The sequence below is a fragment of the Geminicoccus roseus DSM 18922 genome (assembly GCF_000427665.1).
Taxonomy (GTDB): Bacteria; Pseudomonadota; Alphaproteobacteria; order Geminicoccales; family Geminicoccaceae; genus Geminicoccus; species Geminicoccus roseus.
The window spans coordinates 44,422-62,791 of sequence record NZ_KE386572.1 but is presented as its reverse complement, the minus strand read 5'-3'; the positions used below and the strand labels follow the sequence as shown (position 1 = coordinate 62,791).

General features: G+C 69.5%; 19 protein-coding genes and 1 tRNA gene. 15 read left to right on the top strand and 5 right to left on the bottom strand.

Annotated features, from left to right (window positions below; all coding sequences use genetic code 11):
* Positions 1 to 30 precede the first annotated feature (30 nt).
* From rph to GEMRO_RS0101615, 7 genes are all read left to right on the top strand, one after another.
* Positions 31 to 759 (top strand): ribonuclease PH, encoded by a 729-nt coding sequence (gene rph, locus GEMRO_RS0101645; protein ID WP_027132621.1) that lies wholly within the window; start codon positions 31 to 33, stop codon positions 757 to 759.
* Positions 756 to 1,376, top strand: a complete 621-nt coding sequence (rdgB, locus tag GEMRO_RS0101640) for an RdgB/HAM1 family non-canonical purine NTP pyrophosphatase (protein WP_027132620.1) — start codon at positions 756 to 758, stop codon at positions 1,374 to 1,376. The genes rph and rdgB overlap by 4 nt, the downstream gene beginning before the upstream one ends.
* Positions 1,377 to 1,383: 7 nt before the next feature.
* Entirely contained in the window at positions 1,384 to 2,316 is a 933-nt protein-coding gene (locus GEMRO_RS0101635; RefSeq protein ID WP_027132619.1) for a hypothetical protein, read from the top strand.
* Positions 2,317 to 2,365: 49 nt separating this feature from the next.
* Positions 2,366 to 2,441: transfer RNA gene (locus GEMRO_RS0101630), tRNA-Ala, on the top strand.
* A 204-nt stretch (positions 2,442 to 2,645) separates the two neighbouring features.
* Complete coding sequence (locus tag GEMRO_RS0101625; RefSeq protein WP_027132618.1) at positions 2,646 to 3,083, top strand: universal stress protein; 438 nt, start codon at positions 2,646 to 2,648, stop codon at positions 3,081 to 3,083.
* 34 nt (positions 3,084 to 3,117) lie between these two features.
* Positions 3,118 to 5,538 carry a phosphoenolpyruvate synthase gene (ppsA, locus tag GEMRO_RS0101620; protein WP_027132617.1) on the top strand — a complete coding sequence of 807 codons (2,421 nt, stop codon included), beginning with the start codon at positions 3,118 to 3,120 and terminating at the stop codon, positions 5,536 to 5,538.
* A 13-nt stretch (positions 5,539 to 5,551) separates the two neighbouring features.
* Positions 5,552 to 6,124 (top strand): NAD(P)H-dependent oxidoreductase, encoded by a 573-nt coding sequence (locus GEMRO_RS0101615; protein ID WP_027132616.1) that lies wholly within the window; start codon positions 5,552 to 5,554, stop codon positions 6,122 to 6,124.
* Here the strand turns inward: GEMRO_RS0101615 and GEMRO_RS0101610 are convergent.
* The 3 genes from GEMRO_RS0101610 to folK form a co-directional block, all read right to left on the bottom strand.
* Positions 6,121 to 6,957, bottom strand: coding sequence for an aminotransferase class IV (locus GEMRO_RS0101610; RefSeq protein WP_027132615.1), 837 nt, complete (start codon positions 6,955 to 6,957; stop codon positions 6,121 to 6,123). The two genes, GEMRO_RS0101615 and GEMRO_RS0101610, sit on opposite strands and share 4 nt — an antisense overlap.
* 134 nt (positions 6,958 to 7,091) lie before the next feature.
* Positions 7,092 to 8,198, bottom strand: a complete 1,107-nt coding sequence (locus GEMRO_RS26920; protein ID WP_051328570.1) for a calcium-binding protein — start codon at positions 8,196 to 8,198, stop codon at positions 7,092 to 7,094.
* 292 nt (positions 8,199 to 8,490) lie between these two features.
* Positions 8,491 to 8,979: a 2-amino-4-hydroxy-6-hydroxymethyldihydropteridine diphosphokinase gene (gene folK, locus GEMRO_RS0101600; RefSeq protein ID WP_027132614.1), complete on the bottom strand. Its 489-nt coding sequence runs from the start codon at positions 8,977 to 8,979 to the stop codon at positions 8,491 to 8,493.
* 199 nt (positions 8,980 to 9,178) lie between these two features.
* On the opposite strand from folK, the gene GEMRO_RS0101595 reads away from it, so the two are divergent.
* The 7 genes from GEMRO_RS0101595 to GEMRO_RS0101565 all read left to right on the top strand — a co-directional run bounded on the left by GEMRO_RS0101595 (position 9,179) and on the right by GEMRO_RS0101565 (position 15,860).
* Complete coding sequence (locus GEMRO_RS0101595; protein ID WP_035484583.1) at positions 9,179 to 9,907, top strand: TerC family protein; 729 nt, start codon at positions 9,179 to 9,181, stop codon at positions 9,905 to 9,907.
* Positions 9,908 to 10,088: 181 nt separating this feature from the next.
* The gene (locus GEMRO_RS26915) at positions 10,089 to 11,192 is read left to right on the top strand and encodes a hypothetical protein (protein ID WP_169728298.1); all 1,104 of its coding nucleotides are present in this window, start codon (positions 10,089 to 10,091) and stop codon (positions 11,190 to 11,192) included.
* Between the two features lie 114 nt (positions 11,193 to 11,306).
* A complete protein-coding gene (gene iolD, locus GEMRO_RS0101585; RefSeq protein ID WP_027132612.1) occupies positions 11,307 to 13,154 on the top strand; it encodes a 3D-(3,5/4)-trihydroxycyclohexane-1,2-dione acylhydrolase (decyclizing) in 1,848 nt (615 codons plus the stop codon).
* Positions 13,155 to 13,251: 97 nt separating this feature from the next.
* On the top strand, positions 13,252 to 13,821 hold the full coding sequence (locus GEMRO_RS26910; RefSeq protein ID WP_051328568.1) for an ImmA/IrrE family metallo-endopeptidase: 570 nt from the start codon (positions 13,252 to 13,254) through the stop codon (positions 13,819 to 13,821).
* Positions 13,818 to 14,687, top strand: a complete 870-nt coding sequence (locus GEMRO_RS0101575) for a nucleotidyl cyclase domain-containing protein (protein ID WP_027132611.1) — start codon at positions 13,818 to 13,820, stop codon at positions 14,685 to 14,687. The genes GEMRO_RS26910 and GEMRO_RS0101575 overlap by 4 nt, the downstream gene beginning before the upstream one ends.
* Positions 14,688 to 14,707: 20 nt before the next feature.
* Positions 14,708 to 15,616 (top strand): myo-inosose-2 dehydratase, encoded by a 909-nt coding sequence (gene iolE / locus GEMRO_RS0101570; RefSeq protein WP_240476571.1) that lies wholly within the window; start codon positions 14,708 to 14,710, stop codon positions 15,614 to 15,616.
* A gap of 4 nt (positions 15,617 to 15,620) precedes the next feature.
* A complete protein-coding gene (locus GEMRO_RS0101565) occupies positions 15,621 to 15,860 on the top strand; it encodes a YgiT-type zinc finger protein (protein WP_027132609.1) in 240 nt (79 codons plus the stop codon).
* Between the two features lie 28 nt (positions 15,861 to 15,888).
* Here the strand turns inward: GEMRO_RS0101565 and GEMRO_RS0101560 are convergent, their stop codons facing one another.
* The gene (locus tag GEMRO_RS0101560; protein ID WP_051328567.1) at positions 15,889 to 16,707 is read right to left on the bottom strand and encodes a dienelactone hydrolase family protein; all 819 of its coding nucleotides are present in this window, start codon (positions 16,705 to 16,707) and stop codon (positions 15,889 to 15,891) included.
* A gap of 115 nt (positions 16,708 to 16,822) precedes the next feature.
* Positions 16,823 to 17,659 carry an SDR family NAD(P)-dependent oxidoreductase gene (locus GEMRO_RS0101555; RefSeq protein WP_205624874.1) on the bottom strand — a complete coding sequence of 279 codons (837 nt, stop codon included), beginning with the start codon at positions 17,657 to 17,659 and terminating at the stop codon, positions 16,823 to 16,825.
* A 103-nt stretch (positions 17,660 to 17,762) separates the two neighbouring features.
* Here GEMRO_RS0101555 and GEMRO_RS0101550 point away from each other — a divergent pair, with 103 nt between their 5' ends.
* Positions 17,763 to 18,368 (top strand): DedA family protein, encoded by a 606-nt coding sequence (locus GEMRO_RS0101550; RefSeq protein WP_027132606.1) that lies wholly within the window; start codon positions 17,763 to 17,765, stop codon positions 18,366 to 18,368.
* The last annotated feature ends 2 nt before the right edge of the window (positions 18,369 to 18,370 follow it).

Below are 18,370 nucleotides of genomic sequence, written 5' to 3'. Positions count from 1 at the left end.
CGACGGGACACGAAAAGGGTGACGCGGAACATGAGGATGGATGGTCGGCTGGCGGAGGCGCTCAGGCCGGTGACGATCGAGATCGGGGTCAACCGGCATGCCGAGGGCTCGTGCATCGTCAGCTTCGGCAACACGCGGGTGCTGTGCACGGCGACCGTCGAGGAACGGGTGCCGCCGTTCCTGCGCAACACCGGCAAGGGCTGGGTGACCGCGGAATACGCGATGCTGCCGCGCTCGACCCATTCCCGCTCGCCGCGCGAGGTGGTCAAGGGCCGCCAGAGCGGGCGGACCATGGAGATCCAGCGGCTGATCGGCCGCTCGCTGCGCGCCGTCACCCTGGTCGAATCGATGGGCGAGCGGCAGATCGTGGTCGATTGCGACGTGCTGCAGGCCGATGGCGGCACCCGCACCGCCTCGATCACCGGCGCCTATGTCGCCCTGCACGAGGCCCTGCGCAAGCTGGTGCAGAAGGGGGCTTTGCCGAGCCTGCCGCTGCGCGAGCCGGTGGCCGCGGTGTCCTGCGGCCTGGTCAAGGGTGAAGCCCTGCTCGACCTGGACTATCTGGAGGACAGCGGCGCCGAGGCGGATGCCAATTTCGTGCTGACCCCGTCCGGCAAGATCGTCGAGATGCAGGTGACCGCCGAGGAGGCGCCTTTGGAGCCGGCCCAGATCGTGGCGATGCAGCGCCTGGCCGAGCAGGGCGTGCGGCAGCTGGTCGAGCGGCAGCTGGCGGCGCTGGCCGAGGCGGGCTTCGCATGAGCCGCCGCTTCACCGAGCCGAAGCTGGTGGTCGCCACCCACAACAAGGGCAAGCTCGCCGAGCTGCGGGCACTCCTGGGCGATTATCCGGTGGAACTGGTCTCGGCGGGCGATCTCGGCCTGCCGGAGCCGGAGGAGACCGAGGCGACCTTCGAGGGCAATGCCCGGATCAAGGCGCACGCCGCCGCCCGGGCCAGCGGCCTGCCGGCGCTGGCCGACGACAGCGGCATGGCCTGCGCCGGGCTGGACGGTGCGCCCGGGGTCTACTCGGCGGATTGGGCGGGGCCTGGCAAGGATTTCGGGCCGGCGATGGCGCGGGTGGTGCGCGAGCTGGCGGAGCGCTTCGGCAGCTTCGCGGAAGCCGACCGCGCCGCCGCGTTCGTGAGCTGCCTGTGCCTGGCCTGGCCGGACGGCCATGACGAGATCGTCCTGGCGCGCTCGCCCGGCCAGCTGGTCGAGGCGCCCCGTGGGCCCAACGGGTTCGGCTACGACCCGATCTTCGTGCCGGACGGGTTCGGGCAGACCTTCGGCGAAATGGACCCCGCGCAGAAGAACGCGATCAGCCATCGCACCCGCGCCTTCCAGCTCCTCAAGGAGCGCTGCTTCACCCCGGCATGAGCCCGGCATGACCCAGGCCGGGCTGCTGCTGCGGGTCGACCGCGCCGATCCCGGCCTGGAACGGCTGCGGGCAGCGCTCGGCCGGGCGCTTGCCGGCCTGCCCAAGGCGCGCTTCGCCAGCCTGTTCCTGGACGCGCCGGTGGCGGTGGAGGTTGGGGCGGCGGCCGCGCTTGCCGGCGATCTCGCCGCTGCCGGCGTGCTCGCTCCAGGGGCGGAGATCACCTGGCATGGGGATGCCGGCAACGAGGCCGCTGCTTCTGCGCTCGGTGTCAGCCGCCGCTCCTGGCCGCGGCTGCCGGCAGGCTGGCCGCATCCGGGCGCGCCCGGACCCCATGCCGTCGACCTGGGGCCGCGTGAGTTGCGGCGCTGCACGGCGCCTTGGCTGCGCCGGCTGATGGAGGCGGGCGTGGTCCATCTGGGGCTTCGCGGCGGCAGCCTGCCGGCCGAGGCGGTGGAGCGGCTGGACGGCCTGGCGCGCGGGCAGGGGCTTCGGCGCTATGAGGCCGTTCACTGGGCGCTGCCGGGCCATGAGGCGCGCTGGCTGCTGGGCGCCAGGCGCGGGGCTCCGATCCTGGGGATGGGGCCGGGCGCCTATGGGCGCTGGCCGGGAGCGGAAGGCTGGCGCTGGTGGCGCGGCGGGCCGGGTAATCGCTGGCGTCGGGCGGTGGATGCGGGCGGCGACGGACGGGGGCGGCTGCATCGCCTGGCGGCCGCCGACCAGGCCCGGGAGCGGGCGATCGACGGGCTGCGGCTGGCGGAGGGCATCGATCTTGGCGTCCTTGAGCGGGAAACCGGTGCGCCGGCCGCCGACTGGCTGGACCTGGGGGTGCTGGAGGCGCTCCTGCCAGGCCAGCGGCTCCGCCGGACCGGCGACCGCATCGCCGTCGCCGACCTGGGAGAGGCCGACACGCTCGCCGCTGGTCTCCTGCGCTGGCCTTGACCTTCGCCCTTGCCCGATGGCGCTCCGCCCGGCATATAGGCGCCGGAACGGGGCCGTAGCTCAGCTGGGAGAGCGCGACGTTTGCACCGTCGAGGTCGTCGGTTCGATCCCGATCGGCTCCACCAGTTCCCTCTCCATGATCGCCTGTTGATCGGCCGGACCTGCTCCTGGCCGACCTTCGGCATGTCGACTCTGTCGATCCCGAGGCAGCAAAAGCCGCGCGGCTTGCGTTGAATCAATGACCATCCTGCCGGCATCGCCGATCCTCCGACCATCGTGTTGCATGGCGCAACGGCATGCCGGCGCGTCCGGCAAGGAGAGGATGGTTCATGTTCCGGCACCTGCTGATCCCGACCGACGGCTCGGCCCTGGCCACGGCGGCTCTCCAGAAGGGCCTTCGCTTCGCGCAGGAGATCGGCGCGCAGGTGACGGTGCTGACGGTGGTCGAGCCGTTCCTGCCCTTCTCGATGACGCCCTACCAGGTGACCGAGACGCCATCCAGCTTCCACGAGCAAGCGGCGCGCCACGCGCAGGGCATCCTCGATGCGGCCTGGAAGGAGGGGCAGGCGCTCGGCATCGACTGCGGGATGGTCGAGGTCGAGCACAGCCAGCCGCACGAGGCGATCATCGGCACGGCCGCGGCCAAGGGCTGCGACCTGATCGCCATGGCGTCCCACGGCCGGCGCGGAATGTCGGCCCTGCTCCTGGGCAGCCAGACGAGCCGGGTGCTGACGCACTCGAAGGTTCCGGTGCTGGTGTATCGTTGACCGCCCGCTGGATCGATCGCGAAAGGAAACGGCCATGGCAGCGAACCGGGACGTGCGCTGGTTTTCGGAACTGACCATCGGCGACGTGGCGCTGGTCGGCGGCAAGAACGCCAGCCTGGGCGAGATGGTGCAGGAGCTGGTGCCGCTGGGCATCCCGGTTCCGAACGGGTTCGCGGTGACCGCCGAAGCGTTCCGGGACGGACTGACCCGCGCCGATGCCTGGCCTGGTCTGCACGAGGCCCTGGACGGACTGGACAAGAACGACGTGCGCGCCCTGGCGCGGGCGGGAGCCCGCTGCCGGGAGATCGTCTATGCCGCCGGGCTGGCGCCGGAGACGGAGGCGGCGATCCTGACGGCGCACGAGCAGATGCGGGCGGAATATGGCGAGGATCTCTCGGTGGCGGTGCGCTCCTCGGCAACCGCCGAGGACCTGCCGCACGCCAGCTTCGCCGGCCAGCACGACACCTACCTGAACGTGCGCGGCCCCGGCATGCTGCTGGACGCGGTGCGCCGCTGCCAGGCCTCCTTGTTCACCGACCGCGCCATCTCCTACCGGATCGACCAGGGGTTCGACCATTTCCAGGTCGCGCTGTCGGTGGGCGTGCAGAAGATGGTGCGCGCCGACCTCGCCAGCGCCGGGGTGATGTTCTCGATCGACACCGAGACCGGGTTCGCCGACGCGGTGTTCATCACCGGGGCCTGGGGGCTGGGCGAGAACGTGGTGCAGGGGGCCGTCGACGTCGACGAGTTCCATGTCCACAAGCCGACCTTCCAGGCGGGCAAGCGCTGCGTCCTGCGCCGCCGGCTGGGCGGCAAGAAGATCAAGATGGTCTATGCGGAAGGCCGCACCCGCGAGCCGGTCACCAACCGGGTCACCAGCGCCGAGGAGCGGCGGCGGTTCTGCCTGGACGACGCCCAGGTGCTGCAACTGGCCGACTACGCGATCCGGATCGAGCAGCACTACAGCCGCCAGGCCGGCCGGCCGACGCCCATGGACATCGAGTGGGCGCTGGATGGGGTGGATGGCCGGCTCTACATCGTCCAGGCCCGGCCGGAGACGGTCACCTCCCGGCGGTCCGCCACGCTGGTCGAGGACTTCGTGCTTGTCGGCAGGAGCGAGGTGCTGGCGACCGGGCGGGCGGTGGGCACCAGGATCGCGACCGGGCCGGCCCGGCTGATCACCGACCTGCGGGGCCTGGAGGCCTTCCGCGACGGCGAGGTGCTGGTCGCCGACACCACCACGCCGGACTGGGAGCCGGTGATGAAGCGGGCGGCGGCGGTGGTGACCAATCGCGGCGGGCGGACCTGCCATGCCGCGATCGTCGCCCGGGAACTGGGCATCCCGGCGGTGGTGGGCGCCGAGGGCGCCACGACCGCCGTGCCGGACGGGGCGGTGGTCACCGTGTCCTGCGCCGAGGGCGATGCCGGCCGGATCTACCAGGGGGCGGTGCCGTTCCGGGTGGAGAGCACCGATCTCGCCAGCGTCGCGCGGCCCTCCACCGAGGTGATGATCAACCTGGGCAATCCCGACCTCGCCTTCGGCCTGGCGCGGCTGCCGGCCGACGGGGTGGGCCTGGCCCGGCTGGAGTTCATCATCAGCGAGGCGATCAAGGCGCATCCGATGGCGCTGCTGCATCCCGAGCGGGTGCCCGATCCGGGCGAGCGGCAGGCGATCCAGGCCATGATCGCCGACCATGCCTCGGGGGCGGAGTTCTTCGTGAACCGGCTGTCCGAGGGGGTCGGCACCATCGCCGCTTCGTTCTGGCCAAGGCCGGTGATCGTGCGCCTGTCCGACTTCAAGACCAATGAGTACGCGGCGCTCCTGGGTGGGCGGGCGTTCGAGCCGCACGAGGAGAACCCGATGCTCGGGTTCCGGGGCGCATCCCGCTACGCGCACCCGGCCTACCGGGAAGCGTTTGGGCTGGAGTGCGCCGCGATGCGCCGGGTGCGCGACACGATGGGCCTGACCAACCTGAAGCTGATGATCCCGTTCTGCCGCCGGCTGGACGAGGCCGACCGGGTGATCGCCGCCATGGCCGAGGAGGGGCTGAGGCGCGGCCAGGACGGGCTGGAGATCTACGTGATGTGCGAGATCCCGGCCAACGTCCTGCTGATCGACCAGTTCGCCGAACGCTTCGACGGCTTCTCGATCGGCTCCAACGACCTGACCCAGCTGACGCTCGGCGTCGACCGGGACAGCCAGATGGTGGCGTTCGACTTCGACGAGCGCGACCCGGCGGTGACCGCCTTCCTGCGGCAGGCGGTGGAGGGGGCCAGGCGCAACGGCCGGCACAGCGGGATCTGCGGCCAGGCGCCGTCCGACTATCCCGAAGTCGCGGCCTTCCTGGTGGAATGCGGAATCGATTCGATCAGCGTCACCCCGGACGTGCTGCTCCGCACGATCCGCCATGTCCACGACGCCGAGCAGCGGCTCGGGCGGCCGGGCCGCCGCTGACGGAAGGCGTTGGATGCCCAGGCGGATCGCGATCATCCAGGGCCATCCCGATCCGGAAGACCGGCATTACTGTCATGCGCTGGCCAAAGCCTATGCCCAGGCGGCGGAGGAGGCCGGGCATGCGGTTCGCACGATCGAGATCGCCCGCCTGTCGTTTCCGTTGCTGACCAGCAAGCGCGCCTGGGACGATCCGGAGGTGCCGCCGGACATCCGGGAATCCCAGGCGACCATCGCCTGGGCGGAGCATCTGGTGATCGTCTATCCGCTCTGGCTGGGCGGGATGCCGGCGCTGCTCAAGGGGTTCCTGGAGCAGGTGCTGCGGCCAGGATTTGCCGTGGGGACCGGCGGGCGGACCAGGCTCCTGTCCGGGCGCACCGCGCGGATCGTGGTCACCATGGGCATGCCGGCCCTGGTCTATCGCTGGTATTTCGGCGCCCACAGCCTGCGCAGCCTGGAGCGCAACATCCTGCGCTTCGTGGGCATCCGGCCGAGCGGCGAATCGCTGGTCGGGATGGTGGAGGGCAGCGAGGCGCGCCGGCGCCGCTGGCTGGCGCGGATGGAGCGGCTGGGGCGCCGGGGCCGCTAGGGCGGGTCCCGCCCTGCTTCCTCCAGCAGAACAGCGGCGCGCGCGGCAGCCGGGCCCGGCCGGCCGCAGCCGACCGGCCGGCCGTCCAGGGCGACCAGGGGGCGGACGCCGATCAGGCTGTTGGTCAGGAACGCCTCATCGGCGCGCAGCAGGTCGTCCGGGCCAAGCGGCTCCTCCCGGACCGGTCCTGGCCAGACCTCGACCAGGCGGGCGCGGGTGATGCCCGGCAGAATCCCGCAGGCGAGGGACGGGGTGCGCAGCGCTCCGTCCCGGACCAGGAACAGGTTGGCGCTGGTGGCGCAGGCGAGATGGCCCTTGCCGTTCAGCATCACCGCGTCGTCCTGGCCGGCCGCGCGGGCGGCCCGCAGGCAGAGGATCTGCTCCAGGCAGTTCAGCGTCTTCATGGCCGAAAGGGGCGAGCGCTCGTTGCGGGGGATCGCGGCGGTGGCGGCGCGCACTGGCGGCAGCGGCGATGCCGCCAGTGGCATGGCCCGGATCATCAGCATCGGCCTTGCCGGCTCCGGCGGCAGCAGGCCGCGCGGACCGGGCCCGCGGGTCAGGGTCAGGCGCACCGCTGCGTCGGTCAGGCCCATGGCCCGCAACAGGTCGCGAATGGCATTATCCAGCCGTGCAGGATCATGGCCGAGCGACAGGCCCAGGGCTTGGGCGCTGTCGTGCAGCCGCGCCAGGTGGCGCTCCAGCAGCGGGACATGGCCGGCCCTTGCCCGCATCGTCTCGAACAGGCCGTCGCCCAGCAGCAGGCCGCGATCGGCCGGGTCGACCCGGACCTCCGGTTCGGGCCGCAGCGCGCCGTCCTGCCATATCCAGTCCATGCCGCCCTCCCGGATCATCCACGGCGATGGCTTAGACGGGATGCGGGCCGCCTGGCCAGCCATGCGGGCGGCGGAAAAAAGAAACCCCGGGCCTGATGGCCCGGGGTTCAGTCGCGCTGGTCGAGGGGAAAGGATCAGGCGCCAAACCAGTTCGAGGCGATTCCGGTCTGGCCCAGCACCGTGACCAGATGGTCCTGGCCGAGATCGATCACGGTGTTGCCGTCCACCACTCTAGCACCGGCAATGGCGTCGGCCGCCGTGGCACCGCCGCGCAGGACGATCTGGTCGCTGCCGACCTCAAAGTCGGTGATGATGTCGCGCTCGCCGCCGACGCGCAGGATGGTGAAGGTGTCCTTGCCGGCACCACCGGTCATGGTGTCGTTGCCCCACTGGCCCCAGAGCAGGTCGTCGCCGGCACCGCCGTCGAGGATGTCGTCGCCGGTGCCGCCGGTCAGGCGGTCATTGCCGGCGTCGCCTCGCAGCGTGTCGTTGCCGCTCTTGCCGTCGACCAGGTCGTTGCCGGCCCCGCCCTCGACCGTGTCGTCGCCCAGGCCGCCATGCAGCCGGTCGTCGCCGTCATTGCCGAACAGCTGGTCGTTGCCGACCGCGCCGAACACCAGGTCGGCGCCAAACTCGCCGCGGACGATGTCGTCGCCCTGGCCGCCGGTGATGATGTCGTCGCCGGTGGCCGAGCCGAAGCTGTCGTCGCCCCAGATCACGTCGTTGCCGGTGCCGCCGTCGATGTTGTCGTTGCCGGCGCCGCCGCGGATGGTGTCGTCGTCGTCGCCGCCGGTCAGGCGGTCGGCACCGGCATCGCCGTACAGCTTGTCCTTGCCGGACGCGCCCGCGAGGATGTCGCTGCCCTCGCCGCCGCGCATGAAGTCGTGGCCGTTGCCGCCCAGCAGGATGTCGTTGCCGAACTGGCCGCTCAGCACGTCGTTGCCGTCCATGCCGCGCAGGATGTCGTCGCCGTCATAGCCGTAGATCTGGTCGTCGCCGGCGCCGCCCTCGATGACGTCCTTGCCGGACGCGCCGAACAGGCGGTCGTTGCCGATGCCGCCCTGGATGAAGTCGTCGCCCTGGCCGCCGTTGACGACGTCGTCGCCGTCCTCGCCGTAGATCAGGTCGTTGCCCAGATGGCCCCAGATCTGGTCGTTGCCGAGGCCGCCGCGGATCTCGTCGGCGTCGGCGGTGCCGTTGATGATGTCGTCGGAGGGGGTGCCTGCGATCAAGTTGGCCATGAAGACTACCCTTGCTTGGCTGCTGCAAGGGTAGTTACCAAAACATTAAGAAAGTGCAATAGAAACTTGGCGGCTTGGCGTACTCGGGTGGCTGCCGATGGTCCGGCCCCTGGATCCAGAGGATAGAAAACTTAGATAGAAAATGCGAAAACACACGACAGATCAGCCTTGCCAGCCAACTCAACTAGGAAAATAAACATAATACACCGAATCGCTCTACGGCCGGCCACCAATGACCCGCCGCACTAGTCTTAAGAATGTTCATGACTTCGTAATGTCAGGGGGCGGTGGTTCAGGAGCCGCTGTCGAGCGCCGACAGCAGGTCCTGGATCGAGTGGCCAAGCAGCGGGTGGCGCCAGTCCGGCCGGATCATCGCCAGCGGGCCCAGCACGAAGTTGCGCTCGTGCATGCGGGGATGGGGGAGGGTCAGGCCGGGCAGGGTCACCGCCTGGTCCCCCAGCAGGATCAGGTCCAGGTCGATCTCGCGCGGCTGCCAGGGCGGGGCCGCCGGGTCGCGCACCCGTCCCAGCATCCGCTCGATCTCCAAAAGCTCGGCCAGGACCTCTTCGGCAGGCAGTTCCGTTTCCGCGACCAGCGCCCCGTTCAGATAGGCGGGATGCTCGCGCACCGGATCGTCGGGGTGGACCAGGGCAGCGGTCTCGATCCAGGGCGAGCGGGCCGTTACGGGTCCGATCCGCTGGCCGATCAGCGCCACGGCGCGGTCGAGGATCGACCGGCTGTCTCCAAGATTGCTGCCAAGCGCGATCGCGGCTTCGGTCAAGTGGGATCTCCCGAGGGTCGAAGATCCGCCACCTGCCTGCCGGGCGCGCCGCCGTCAACGAACAGCGCGACAGGACGTGCCGCATCCGCATCATTCGCCGGCCGTGCGCGCCCAAGCGCCGGAGATTGTGCGGAAACCGGTGGTCCGGTCATGGCAGCCCGCTACATCATCCACATCTGCTCATGACCCCGAGATCACCATGGACGTTCTGGCGCTTCTCACCGATCCGGCCGCCTGGGCCTCGCTCGCCGCGCTTACCGCGCTGGAGATCGTGCTGGGCATCGACAACCTGATCTTTCTTTCCATCGTGGCAAGCCGGCTGCCGGCCCACCAGCAGAACACCGCGCGGCGGCTGGGCCTGTCCTTGGCGCTGCTGATGCGGCTGGGCCTGCTGGCCGGCATCGCCTGGATCGTCGGCCTGACCGAGCCGATCGCGTCGATCGGCGACTTCGAGATCTCCTGGCGCGACATCATCATGCTGGGCGGCGGGCTGTTCCTGCTCGCCAAGGGCACGCTGGAGATTCACCACACCATGGAGGAGCAGCACACGGAGGCTTCGACAGCCGGTCGCGGCTTCGCCATGGCGATCGTGCAGATCGTCCTGCTCGACATCGTGTTCTCGCTGGATTCGGTGATCACCGCGGTCGGCATGGCCGACCATCTGTCGGTGATGGTCACCGCCGTGGTCATCTCGATGATCGTGATGCTGGTCGCGGCCGAGCCGGTCGGCAACTTCGTCAACCGCCACCCGACCGTGAAGATGCTGGCGCTGGCCTTCCTGGTGCTGGTCGGCACCATGCTGGTGGCCGAGGGCCTGCACTTCCACGTGCCGCGCGGCTACGTCTACTTCGCGATCGCCTTCTCGGCGGGCGTGGAGGCGCTCAACCTGATGGCGCGCCGCAAGCGCCTCGTGGTGAAGGCGAACTGAGGAGCCGCCGGGAGCAGGTCGAGGCCTCGGGCCTCGTCCCGCTCCCGGACCGGGCGCCGGCAGCACCCTCTCTCTTCACCGCCAGCCGGCCGGGCATTCCGGGCAATCCTGCGGCGTTGACAGCAAGCCCGTCAAAATGGAGCATCCTGGATCCTGCTCGCACCTCAAGGGGAGAGAGGCGGTGAGGCCTGGATCCGGAAATAACGGCCTGCCCAGGGTGATGATCCTGGCAGGTTTTTTCTTTTTGTTGATTATTGGTCTGCCGGCGTTCGGCGTGGGGGAGGATCCGCGCCACAACCCGTTGATGCAGGACAGGCCGGCCGCCTATGTCGTCGGCGGCGGCGACCACCACGTCTTTGTGCGCGGACGCAGCAACCACCTCCTGCACTGGTGGCGCACCGGCGGGACCTGGCGCCAGGAAGACCTGGGCGGCGACATCATCTCCGGCCCGACCGCCTATGACCTGGGCAGCAACAGCGCCAACGTCTATGCCTTCGGCCGCAACGGCGACCTCATGCACTGGCGACGCTTTGCCGGGAAATGGCGGGTGGCCAATCTTGGCGGCGACCCGGGCGGTCCGCCAACCTCCTATGGCGTCCCGCACCGCAACGTCTTCGCCCACACCCGCAAGGGCCGCCTCTGGCACTGGTGGTTCTCCGACGGCGAATGGGGCCAGGAGGATCTCGGCCGGGAACTGGTCAGCGCCCCGGCCGCCTATGCCGTGGGCAACGTCCACCATGTCTATGGGCGGGCGCATACCAGCAACATCCTGCACTGGTGGAAGTCCGGCGGGAAATGGCGCCGCGAGGACCTGGGCGGCGCCATCGTCAATCCGCCAACCGCCTACGCGGTCGGCGCGAACAGCCACCACGTCTACGCGCAGACGCTGAACGGCCGCCTCTGGCACTGGTGGAACAATGGCGGCGGCTGGCGGCATGAAGAACTCGGCAAGGGCGTCATCGGCGGCCCCTCCGCCTATGTCAGCAACGGCACCGCCCATGTGTTCGTGCGCGGGACCGGCAACCGCCTCCTGCACTGGTGGAACAGCGGGGGGACATGGCGCCAGGAGCAGGCCGGCAGCGGGATGATCGGCAACCTGACCGCCTATGGCGGCAGCGACGGCGCCGCCCATGTCTATGCCAGGGGGCCGAACGACCATCTCTGGCACTGGACGAACGAGGGCGGGACCTGGCGCCAGGAGAACCTGGGCGGCGCGCTTGGCTGCCGGTTCATCGGCTGCGGCCTGCTGCTGCCCGCCCTCTCGGACGGCCGGATCCCGCCATGAGCAGGGGCGTCGGCCGATCTGCCGGCCCGGCGGCCAAGGATACTTCACCGGCCATCCACGCTCCCCTATGGTTTGCGCCGTTCGGACAAGGGGCCGGTACGGGGAGGCAGAACGATGAAGACAGTGCGTCTGACCATGGCGCAGGCCCTGGTGCGCTGGCTGACCAGCCAGCATACCGTGATCGACGGCAAGACCGAGCCCTTGTTTCCCGGCCTGTTCGCGATCTTCGGGCATGGCAACGTCACCTGCCTGTCCGAAGCCCTGCAGGAGGTGAAGGACGTCCTGCCGACCTGGCGCGGCCAGAACGAGCAGGCGATGGCGCTGGCCGCGATCGGCTTCAACAAGGCCAAGAAGCGCAAGCAGATCATGATCGCCGCCAGCTCGGTCGGTCCCGGCGCCACCAACATGGTGACCGCGGCCGCGGTGGCGCACACCAACCGGCTGCCGCTGCTGCTGCTCTCCGGCGACTATTATGTCAGCCGCTTCCCCGACCCGGTGCTGCAGCAGGTCGAGCATTTCGGCGACCCGACCTTGTCGGTGAACGACGCGTTCAAGCCGGTGGTGCGCTACTGGGACCGGATCACCCGGCCCGAGCAGATCATCCAGTCCCTGCCGCAGGCGCTGGGCATGATGCTGGACCCGGCCGATTGCGGCCCGGCCTTCCTGGGGCTTTGCCAGGACACCCAGGCCGAGGCGTTCGACTATCCCGAGCGGTTCTTCGAGCCGACCGTCCACCACATCCCCAAGCCGCGCGCCGATGTCCGCCAGATCGAGGCGGCGGTGGAACTGCTGAAGGCCGCGAAGAAGCCGATGATCATCGCCGGCGGCGGCGTGCGCTATGCCGATGCCGAGGCGCAGCTGGCGGCGTTTGCGCAAAAGCACGGCATCCCGGTGACCGAGACCCTGAACGGCCGGACCGTGCTGCTGCACGACGATCCGGTGAACTGCGGCCCGGTCGGGATCATGGGCTCGTCCTCGGCCAACCACCTGGCCGCCGAGGCCGACCTGGTGCTGGCGATCGGCACGAGGCTGCAGGACTTCACCACCGGGTCGTGGACCCTGTTCCCCGAGGATGCCCGCTTCATCGGGATCAACACCGCGCGCTTCGACGCCAAGAAGCACATGAGCCTGCCGGTGGTGGGCGATGCCGGGGTGACGCTGGCGGAGATGGGCCAAGCCCTGGCCAACTGGAAGGCGCCGGAGAGCTGGCTGAGCCAGGGCAAGGCCTGGTACGGCGAGTGGAACAAGTACATCGATGGCCGCTCCGGCCCGACCAATGCCGAGGAGAGCACCTATGCCCATGTGGTGGGCGCGGTGAACCGGCTGGCCGGGGAGCGCGACCTGGCACTGACCGCGGCCGGCGGGATGCCGGGCGAACTGGAGATGAACTGGAAGGCGAAGGGCATCGGCACCTTCGACTGCGAGTTCGGTTTCTCCTGCATGGGCTACGAGATCGCGGGCGGCTGGGGCGCCGCGATGGCCGATCCGTCGCGCGACGTGTTCGTGATGGTCGGCGACGGCTCCTACCTGCTCATGAACTCCGACATCTATTCGTCGGTGCTGACCGGCCACAAGATGATCGTGGTGGTCTGCGACAATGGCGGGTTCGCCGTCATCGACCGGCTGCAGACCAACAAGGGCCAGCCCAGCTTCAACAACCTGATCGAGAAGGGCACCAAGGTGAAGGAGGCGTTCCGCGTCGACTTCGCCAAGCATGCCGAATCGATGGGGGCGCTGGGCATCCGGGTCACCACGATGGGCGAGTTCGACGACGCGGTGCGCCAGGCCAAGGCCGCCGACCGCACCACGGTGATCCATGTCGATGTCCACCCCACCGACTGGACCGGCGAGAACGGCTCCTGGTGGGAATGCGGCACGCCGGAAGTCTCCAACAGCAAGCGGGTCGAGGACGCGTTCCGCGAGCATGTCGAGGGCAAGAAGCGGCAGCGGCTGGGGGTGTGATCCGGCATGGCCGCGCATGGAGCCGGCTGCCCGGGCATGCTAGGATCAGCCATCGGGTTGGCGGGATGCGCGGCTGTGCCTACATGTCGTCAAGCCGATGATGGTCGAGGAGCTGGACAGGGTGATCGAGTTCGTGACGGCCAGGCCCTGCTGCCTTCCGGTCGACGAGATCGAGGCACGGGCCAACCAGTTCGCGGCGGAGCATGATTTCGTCGCGGGACGTGACCGCCTGCGCGATCTGGTGACCGCGATCGGCGGGCGGATCGGCACGGTCGACGTGCCGCATCTGCGCGAACTCGATGGCGGCTCGCTGGAGGTCTACGGGCCCGGCGATTTCCTGATCAAGCTGTCGCCGATCACCGGCCCGATGCGCGACAATTTCACGATCGGCCATGAGCTTGGCCACTATGTCCTGCACTCGGGCGATCCGCTCGGCTCGGAGCGGATCCGGGTCGGGCGCTGGGGCTGCGACCCGGTGGAGCGCGAGGCCAATCAGTTTGCCGCCGCGCTGCTGATGCCTAAGGAATCGTTCTGCCGCTGTGCCGCGCAATGCGGCAACGAGCCGACCAAGCTTGCCGCGCATTATTATGTCTCCTGCGCCGCGGCCGCCTATCGCCTGGTTTCGCTGGACCTGGCGACCCGGGAAGAGCTCGGTCTGTCACGGTGACTCTCAAGCCGGAGGTCCGGCTGTTTCTCTCGGCCGACATCGTGGGAAGCTCCGTCTACAAGGCGGAGATGATCGCCGGCGACGTGACCCGGGCGATCGAGTGGTCGGAATCGATCTCCGGCTTCTTTCGCGACTTTCCCGCCCTGTTCCAGCGCCATGCCGACGCCCGCGCCCTTGGAAGCGGCTGCGACCCGATGAATTCGGTCTGGAAGCTTTTGGGCGACGAGATCCTGTTCGTCTTCGACGTCACCGACTTCGCCCAGACCACCCTGCTGTGCGCGGCGTTCTTCGATGCGCTGGTGGAGTACGACCAGGACCTGGCGCGCGGGCCCTTGCGCCTGAAGGGGCTGGGCTGGCTGGCGCAGTTCCCGTTCCCGAACGTCGAGGTGCGGGCGGGTGCTCGCTCCGGCCAGCGCGCCGACTATATCGGCCCGGACATGGATATCGGCTTCCGCCTGGCCGATTCGACCCGGGCCGGCCGGTTCCTGATCTCGATCGAACTGGCCGAGCAGATCGCCGACCAGCCCCCCACCGGCAACCTGGTCATCCACCATGTCGGCTGGAGCGGCCTGCGCGGCATCAATGGCGGCAAGCCCTACCCGGTGTTCTGGGCGCGCGACCCGGTGCGCAGCCCGTCCGCGTTCAACCCGTGGGACACCCATACCTGCGAGCTGACCCGCCACTTCCTTGCCGCGCCGCCGATCGCCGCCGACGCGATCCTCGATCTCGGTAAGCGGTTCCGGGCGGCGGTGCGGCCCTGGCGGCCGGCCCGGCCCTATCTCGACATCGCCCACGCGCCGGCGGAACATCGCGAGGCCATCGCATTGCTGGATGCCCGCTCCGCCGGAGCGGAAGCCGGCCCATGACCCACAGGGAGCAACGAAACGTGAGCACCGTCCGCCTCGGAACCCAGCCGATCGCCTGGGCCAACGACGACCTGCCGGAACTGGGCGGCGTCACGCCGCTCGAGCAGATCCTGAGCGAGGCCAAGGAGGCCGGCTATGCCGGGATCGAGAAGGGCGGCAAGTTCCCCGACGACCCGGCCGCGCTGAAGCCGATCATGGCGGAACACGGGCTGCAGCTGATCACCGGCTGGTTCTCCGGCGAACTGCGCCAGCGCTCGATCGAGCAGGAAAAGCAGGCGGTCCGCCGCCATCTCGACCTGCTGGTGGCGATGGGATCGCCGGTGCTGGTCTATGCCGAGACCACCGGCACGGTGCAGGGCCAGATCAACACGCCGGTGGCGAACCGGCCGCGGATGCCCGAGGCGGAGTTTGCGGCCTATGGCGAGAAGCTGACCGCGCTTGCCGAATGGATGAAGGGGGAGGGCATCGCCATGGCCTTCCACCACCACATGGGCACGGTGGTCGAGACCGAGCGCGAGGTCGACCTGCTGATGGCCAGCACCGGGGAGGCGGTGGGCCTCCTGTTCGACACCGGCCACCTCACCTTTGCCGGCGGCGACTGCGTGGCGACGCTGCGCCGGCATGCCGCCCGGGTGAACCATTTCCACGCGAAGAACATCCGCCCGGCGGTCCATTCCCAGCTGCGCAACAACCGCTGGAGCTTCCTCAAGGGCGTGATCGAGGGCGTGTTCACCGTGCCGGGCGACACCCAGGGCTCGGTGTGCTTCCGGGAGATCGTGAACGTGCTGGGCGAGATCGGCTATGCGGGCTGGATGGTGGTGGAGGCCGAGCAGGACCCGGCCAAGGCGCACCCGCTGACGTTCGCGAAGATGGGCCACGCCGAACTGGTCGCCTGCTGCAGGGAAGCCGGCCTCACCATCGCGGAGTGACCGGATGCTCTGTCCCTACTGCCAGGCGGGCCTCCTGCGCGCCGACAGCGTCACCATCGCGATCCGCCGGGCCGGGCGGATCGTCGAGGACATCCAGGTGCCGGCCTGGCGCTGCCGCAACTGCGGCGAGCGCAGCTTCGCCGACGACGCGGTCGACCAGGCGGTGCAGGCCCTGGAGGCATCCACCGAGCCCGGCGACGACATCGTGCTGATCGACGAGGGCGAGGCGGCCGGGTCCGCCTGACCGGTCCCGGCCTTTGCCACCCTCCGGTTCACCCGGCCCCGTGGGCGGCGAACCAGGCCAGCATCCGCTTCCAGCCGTCCTTGGCCGCCGACTCGTCGTAGGTCGGTCGATAGTCGGCGTGGAAGGCGTGCCCGGCCTCGGGATAGATCACGAAGCCCGAGCCGGACGTGCCCTTCTCCAGGGCGGCCTTCATCTGCTCGACCGTCTCCAAAGGAATGCCATGGTCCTGGCCGCCATAAAGGCCCAGCACCGGGACGGCGAGGCCGGGCGCCACGTCGATCGGGTGCCGGGGCGTGTTGGCGCTGCCGTCGCCGACCAGCCGGCCATACCAGGCGACACCGGCCTTCACCTGCGGGTTCGTGGCCGCATAGAGCCAGACAATCCGTCCGCCCCAGCAAAAGCCGGTGATCCCGAGCCGTCCGGCGTCAGCGTCCCCGGACGCCGTGGCGAAGGCGACCGTGGCGTCCAGGTCGGCCATCACCTGGGGATCCGGCACCCGGGCGACGACCTCCCGGAGGATCTGCTGCACGTCGTCCATCGGGCCGACATCGCCCTGGCGGACATAGAGGGCCGGGGCGATCGCATAGTAGCCGTTCTTGGCGAGCCGGCGGCAGACATCCCGGATGTGCTCGTGCACGCCGAAGATCTCCTGGATCACCAGGATCGCCGGGAACGGGCCACCGCCCTCCGGCATCGCGCGGTAGGCCGGTATCTCGCCATCCGGCACGGGGATCCGCACCTCGCCCTCGGCAAGGCCGAAGGCGTCGGTAGCCGATGCCGGGCTGGCGGCGGCCGGAAAGCCGGCAGTGAGCACGGTCACGACAGAACCCCTCCCGCCTGCATCCATCCGGGGCTGGAGATGCCGGAACGAAAATCCTGCATGCTCATCTCTTCAAAGATCGATCAACCGTCATCCGGTACGGATTGCCGACACTTCCGGTTCAGACGCCCGGGACCTTGGGTCAGCGCAGCGTGTAGCCGCCGTCCACCACCATCTCCTCGCCGGTGGTGAAGGTGGAGGCGTCCGAGGCCAGGTAGACGGCGGCGGCACCCAGTTCCTCGACGGTGCCGAACCGGTTCTGCACCGACGGCTCCAGCCAGTGCTTCTTCACCATCTCGCCGTGCTTTTCCATGATCGGGTCCACCAGCTCGGTGTGGATATAGCCCGGCACCAGGGCGTTGACCCGGATGTTGTGCGGCGCCCATTCCACCGCCAGGCACTTGGTCAGCAGGTGCACGCCGGCCTTGGCGGCGTTGTAGTGCGCCTGCTTTTGCGGGAAGTTGACGATCTTGGCCGAGAGCGAGCCGATGTTGATGATCACGCCGCTCTTCTGCCGGATCATCTGCCGGCCGATCGCCTGGCAGCTCAGGAACACCGAGGTGAGGTTCATGCGGATCATCCGCTCCCACTGGGATTCGGTCATGTCCTCGGCCGCGGCGTTGTGGGCGATCCCGGCATTGTTGACCAGGATGTCGACCCGGCCGAACCGGCGCTCCGCCTCCTCCGCCATGCGCTGCACGTCGGCGCTGGCGCTGACATCGGCCTGCTGCACGTAGGAGCCGGTGCGGCCCAGCGCCTGCAGTTCCGCCAGCACGCCCTCCGCGCGGTCCTTCGCCTTCTCGTACACGATCGCGACGTCGGCGCCGGCCTGTCCCAGCGCCAGGGCGATGCCGCGGCCGATCCCGCGGCCGCCGCCGGTGACGATCGCCTTCCTGCCGTCGAGCCGGAACCGGTCGAGGACGCTGCCGTCGCTGCCTGCCATGATCTGCCTGCCTCCCTGGTCGCTTGCAGCGGCCATCTTGGCGGGATCCTCCGGGCGGCGCGACCCTTTGCGGCAGCTGCCTTGCGGGAGCCTTCATCCTCCTGCGGCGTTCGGGGCTGGGTCCCATCCTGGAGCAATCATGTTCGACTGGATCACCAACCTCGTGGAGCACACCGGCTATGCCGGCATCGCGCTGCTCATGCTGGCGGAGAACGTCTTTCCGCCGATCCCGTCCGAACTGATCATGCCGCTGGCCGGGTTCGCCGCCGAGCGCGGCCAGTTCAGCATCGCCGGGGTGGTGCTGGCCGGCACCGTCGGCTCGGTGCTGGGCGCGCTGTTCTGGTACTATCTCGGGCGCTGGATGGGACTGCGCCGGCTGCGTGGCTGGGCCGAGCGGCGCGGTCGTTGGCTGACCATCTCGCCGGACGAGGTCGACCGGTCCAAGGCCTGGTTCGACCGCCACGCCGGCATGGCGGTGTTCATCGGCCGCCTGGTACCGGCGGTGCGCACCCTGATCTCGGTGCCGGCCGGGATCGCCAGGATGCCGCTCGGCTGGTTCCTGCTCTACTCGACCGTCGGGACCGGCGTGTGGACCGCGTTGCTGGCGGGCGCCGGATACGTGCTGGGCAGCCAGTACGAGCTGGTCCAGGGCTGGCTCAACCCGGTCTCCAATGTCGTCGCGGCCGGGCTGGTCCTGATCTATGTGTATCGCGTCACGACCTTTGGACGACGCGGAGCGCCTTGACC

Excerpts from the sequence above, each read along its gene's own strand:
- rph (WP_027132621.1), top strand. The coding sequence starts at position 31 with ATGAGGATGGATGGTCGGCTGGCGGAGGCGCTCAGGCCGGTGACGATC.
- rdgB (WP_027132620.1), top strand. The coding sequence starts at position 756 with ATGAGCCGCCGCTTCACCGAGCCGAAGCTGGTGGTCGCCACCCACAAC.
- GEMRO_RS0101635 (WP_027132619.1), top strand. The coding sequence starts at position 1,384 with ATGACCCAGGCCGGGCTGCTGCTGCGGGTCGACCGCGCCGATCCCGGC.
- GEMRO_RS0101625 (WP_027132618.1), top strand. The coding sequence starts at position 2,646 with ATGTTCCGGCACCTGCTGATCCCGACCGACGGCTCGGCCCTGGCCACG.
- ppsA (WP_027132617.1), top strand. The coding sequence starts at position 3,118 with ATGGCAGCGAACCGGGACGTGCGCTGGTTTTCGGAACTGACCATCGGC.
- GEMRO_RS0101615 (WP_027132616.1), top strand. The coding sequence starts at position 5,552 with ATGCCCAGGCGGATCGCGATCATCCAGGGCCATCCCGATCCGGAAGAC.
- GEMRO_RS0101610 (WP_027132615.1), bottom strand. The coding sequence starts at position 6,957 with ATGGACTGGATATGGCAGGACGGCGCGCTGCGGCCCGAACCGGAGGTC.
- GEMRO_RS26920 (WP_051328570.1), bottom strand. The coding sequence starts at position 8,198 with ATGGCCAACTTGATCGCAGGCACCCCCTCCGACGACATCATCAACGGC.
- GEMRO_RS0101595 (WP_035484583.1), top strand. The coding sequence starts at position 9,179 with ATGGACGTTCTGGCGCTTCTCACCGATCCGGCCGCCTGGGCCTCGCTC.
- iolD (WP_027132612.1), top strand. The coding sequence starts at position 11,307 with ATGAAGACAGTGCGTCTGACCATGGCGCAGGCCCTGGTGCGCTGGCTG.
- GEMRO_RS26910 (WP_051328568.1), top strand. The coding sequence starts at position 13,252 with ATGATGGTCGAGGAGCTGGACAGGGTGATCGAGTTCGTGACGGCCAGG.
- GEMRO_RS0101565 (WP_027132609.1), top strand. The coding sequence starts at position 15,621 with ATGCTCTGTCCCTACTGCCAGGCGGGCCTCCTGCGCGCCGACAGCGTC.
- GEMRO_RS0101560 (WP_051328567.1), bottom strand. The coding sequence starts at position 16,707 with ATGGATGCAGGCGGGAGGGGTTCTGTCGTGACCGTGCTCACTGCCGGC.
- GEMRO_RS0101555 (WP_205624874.1), bottom strand. The coding sequence starts at position 17,659 with ATGGCCGCTGCAAGCGACCAGGGAGGCAGGCAGATCATGGCAGGCAGC.
- GEMRO_RS0101550 (WP_027132606.1), top strand. The coding sequence starts at position 17,763 with ATGTTCGACTGGATCACCAACCTCGTGGAGCACACCGGCTATGCCGGC.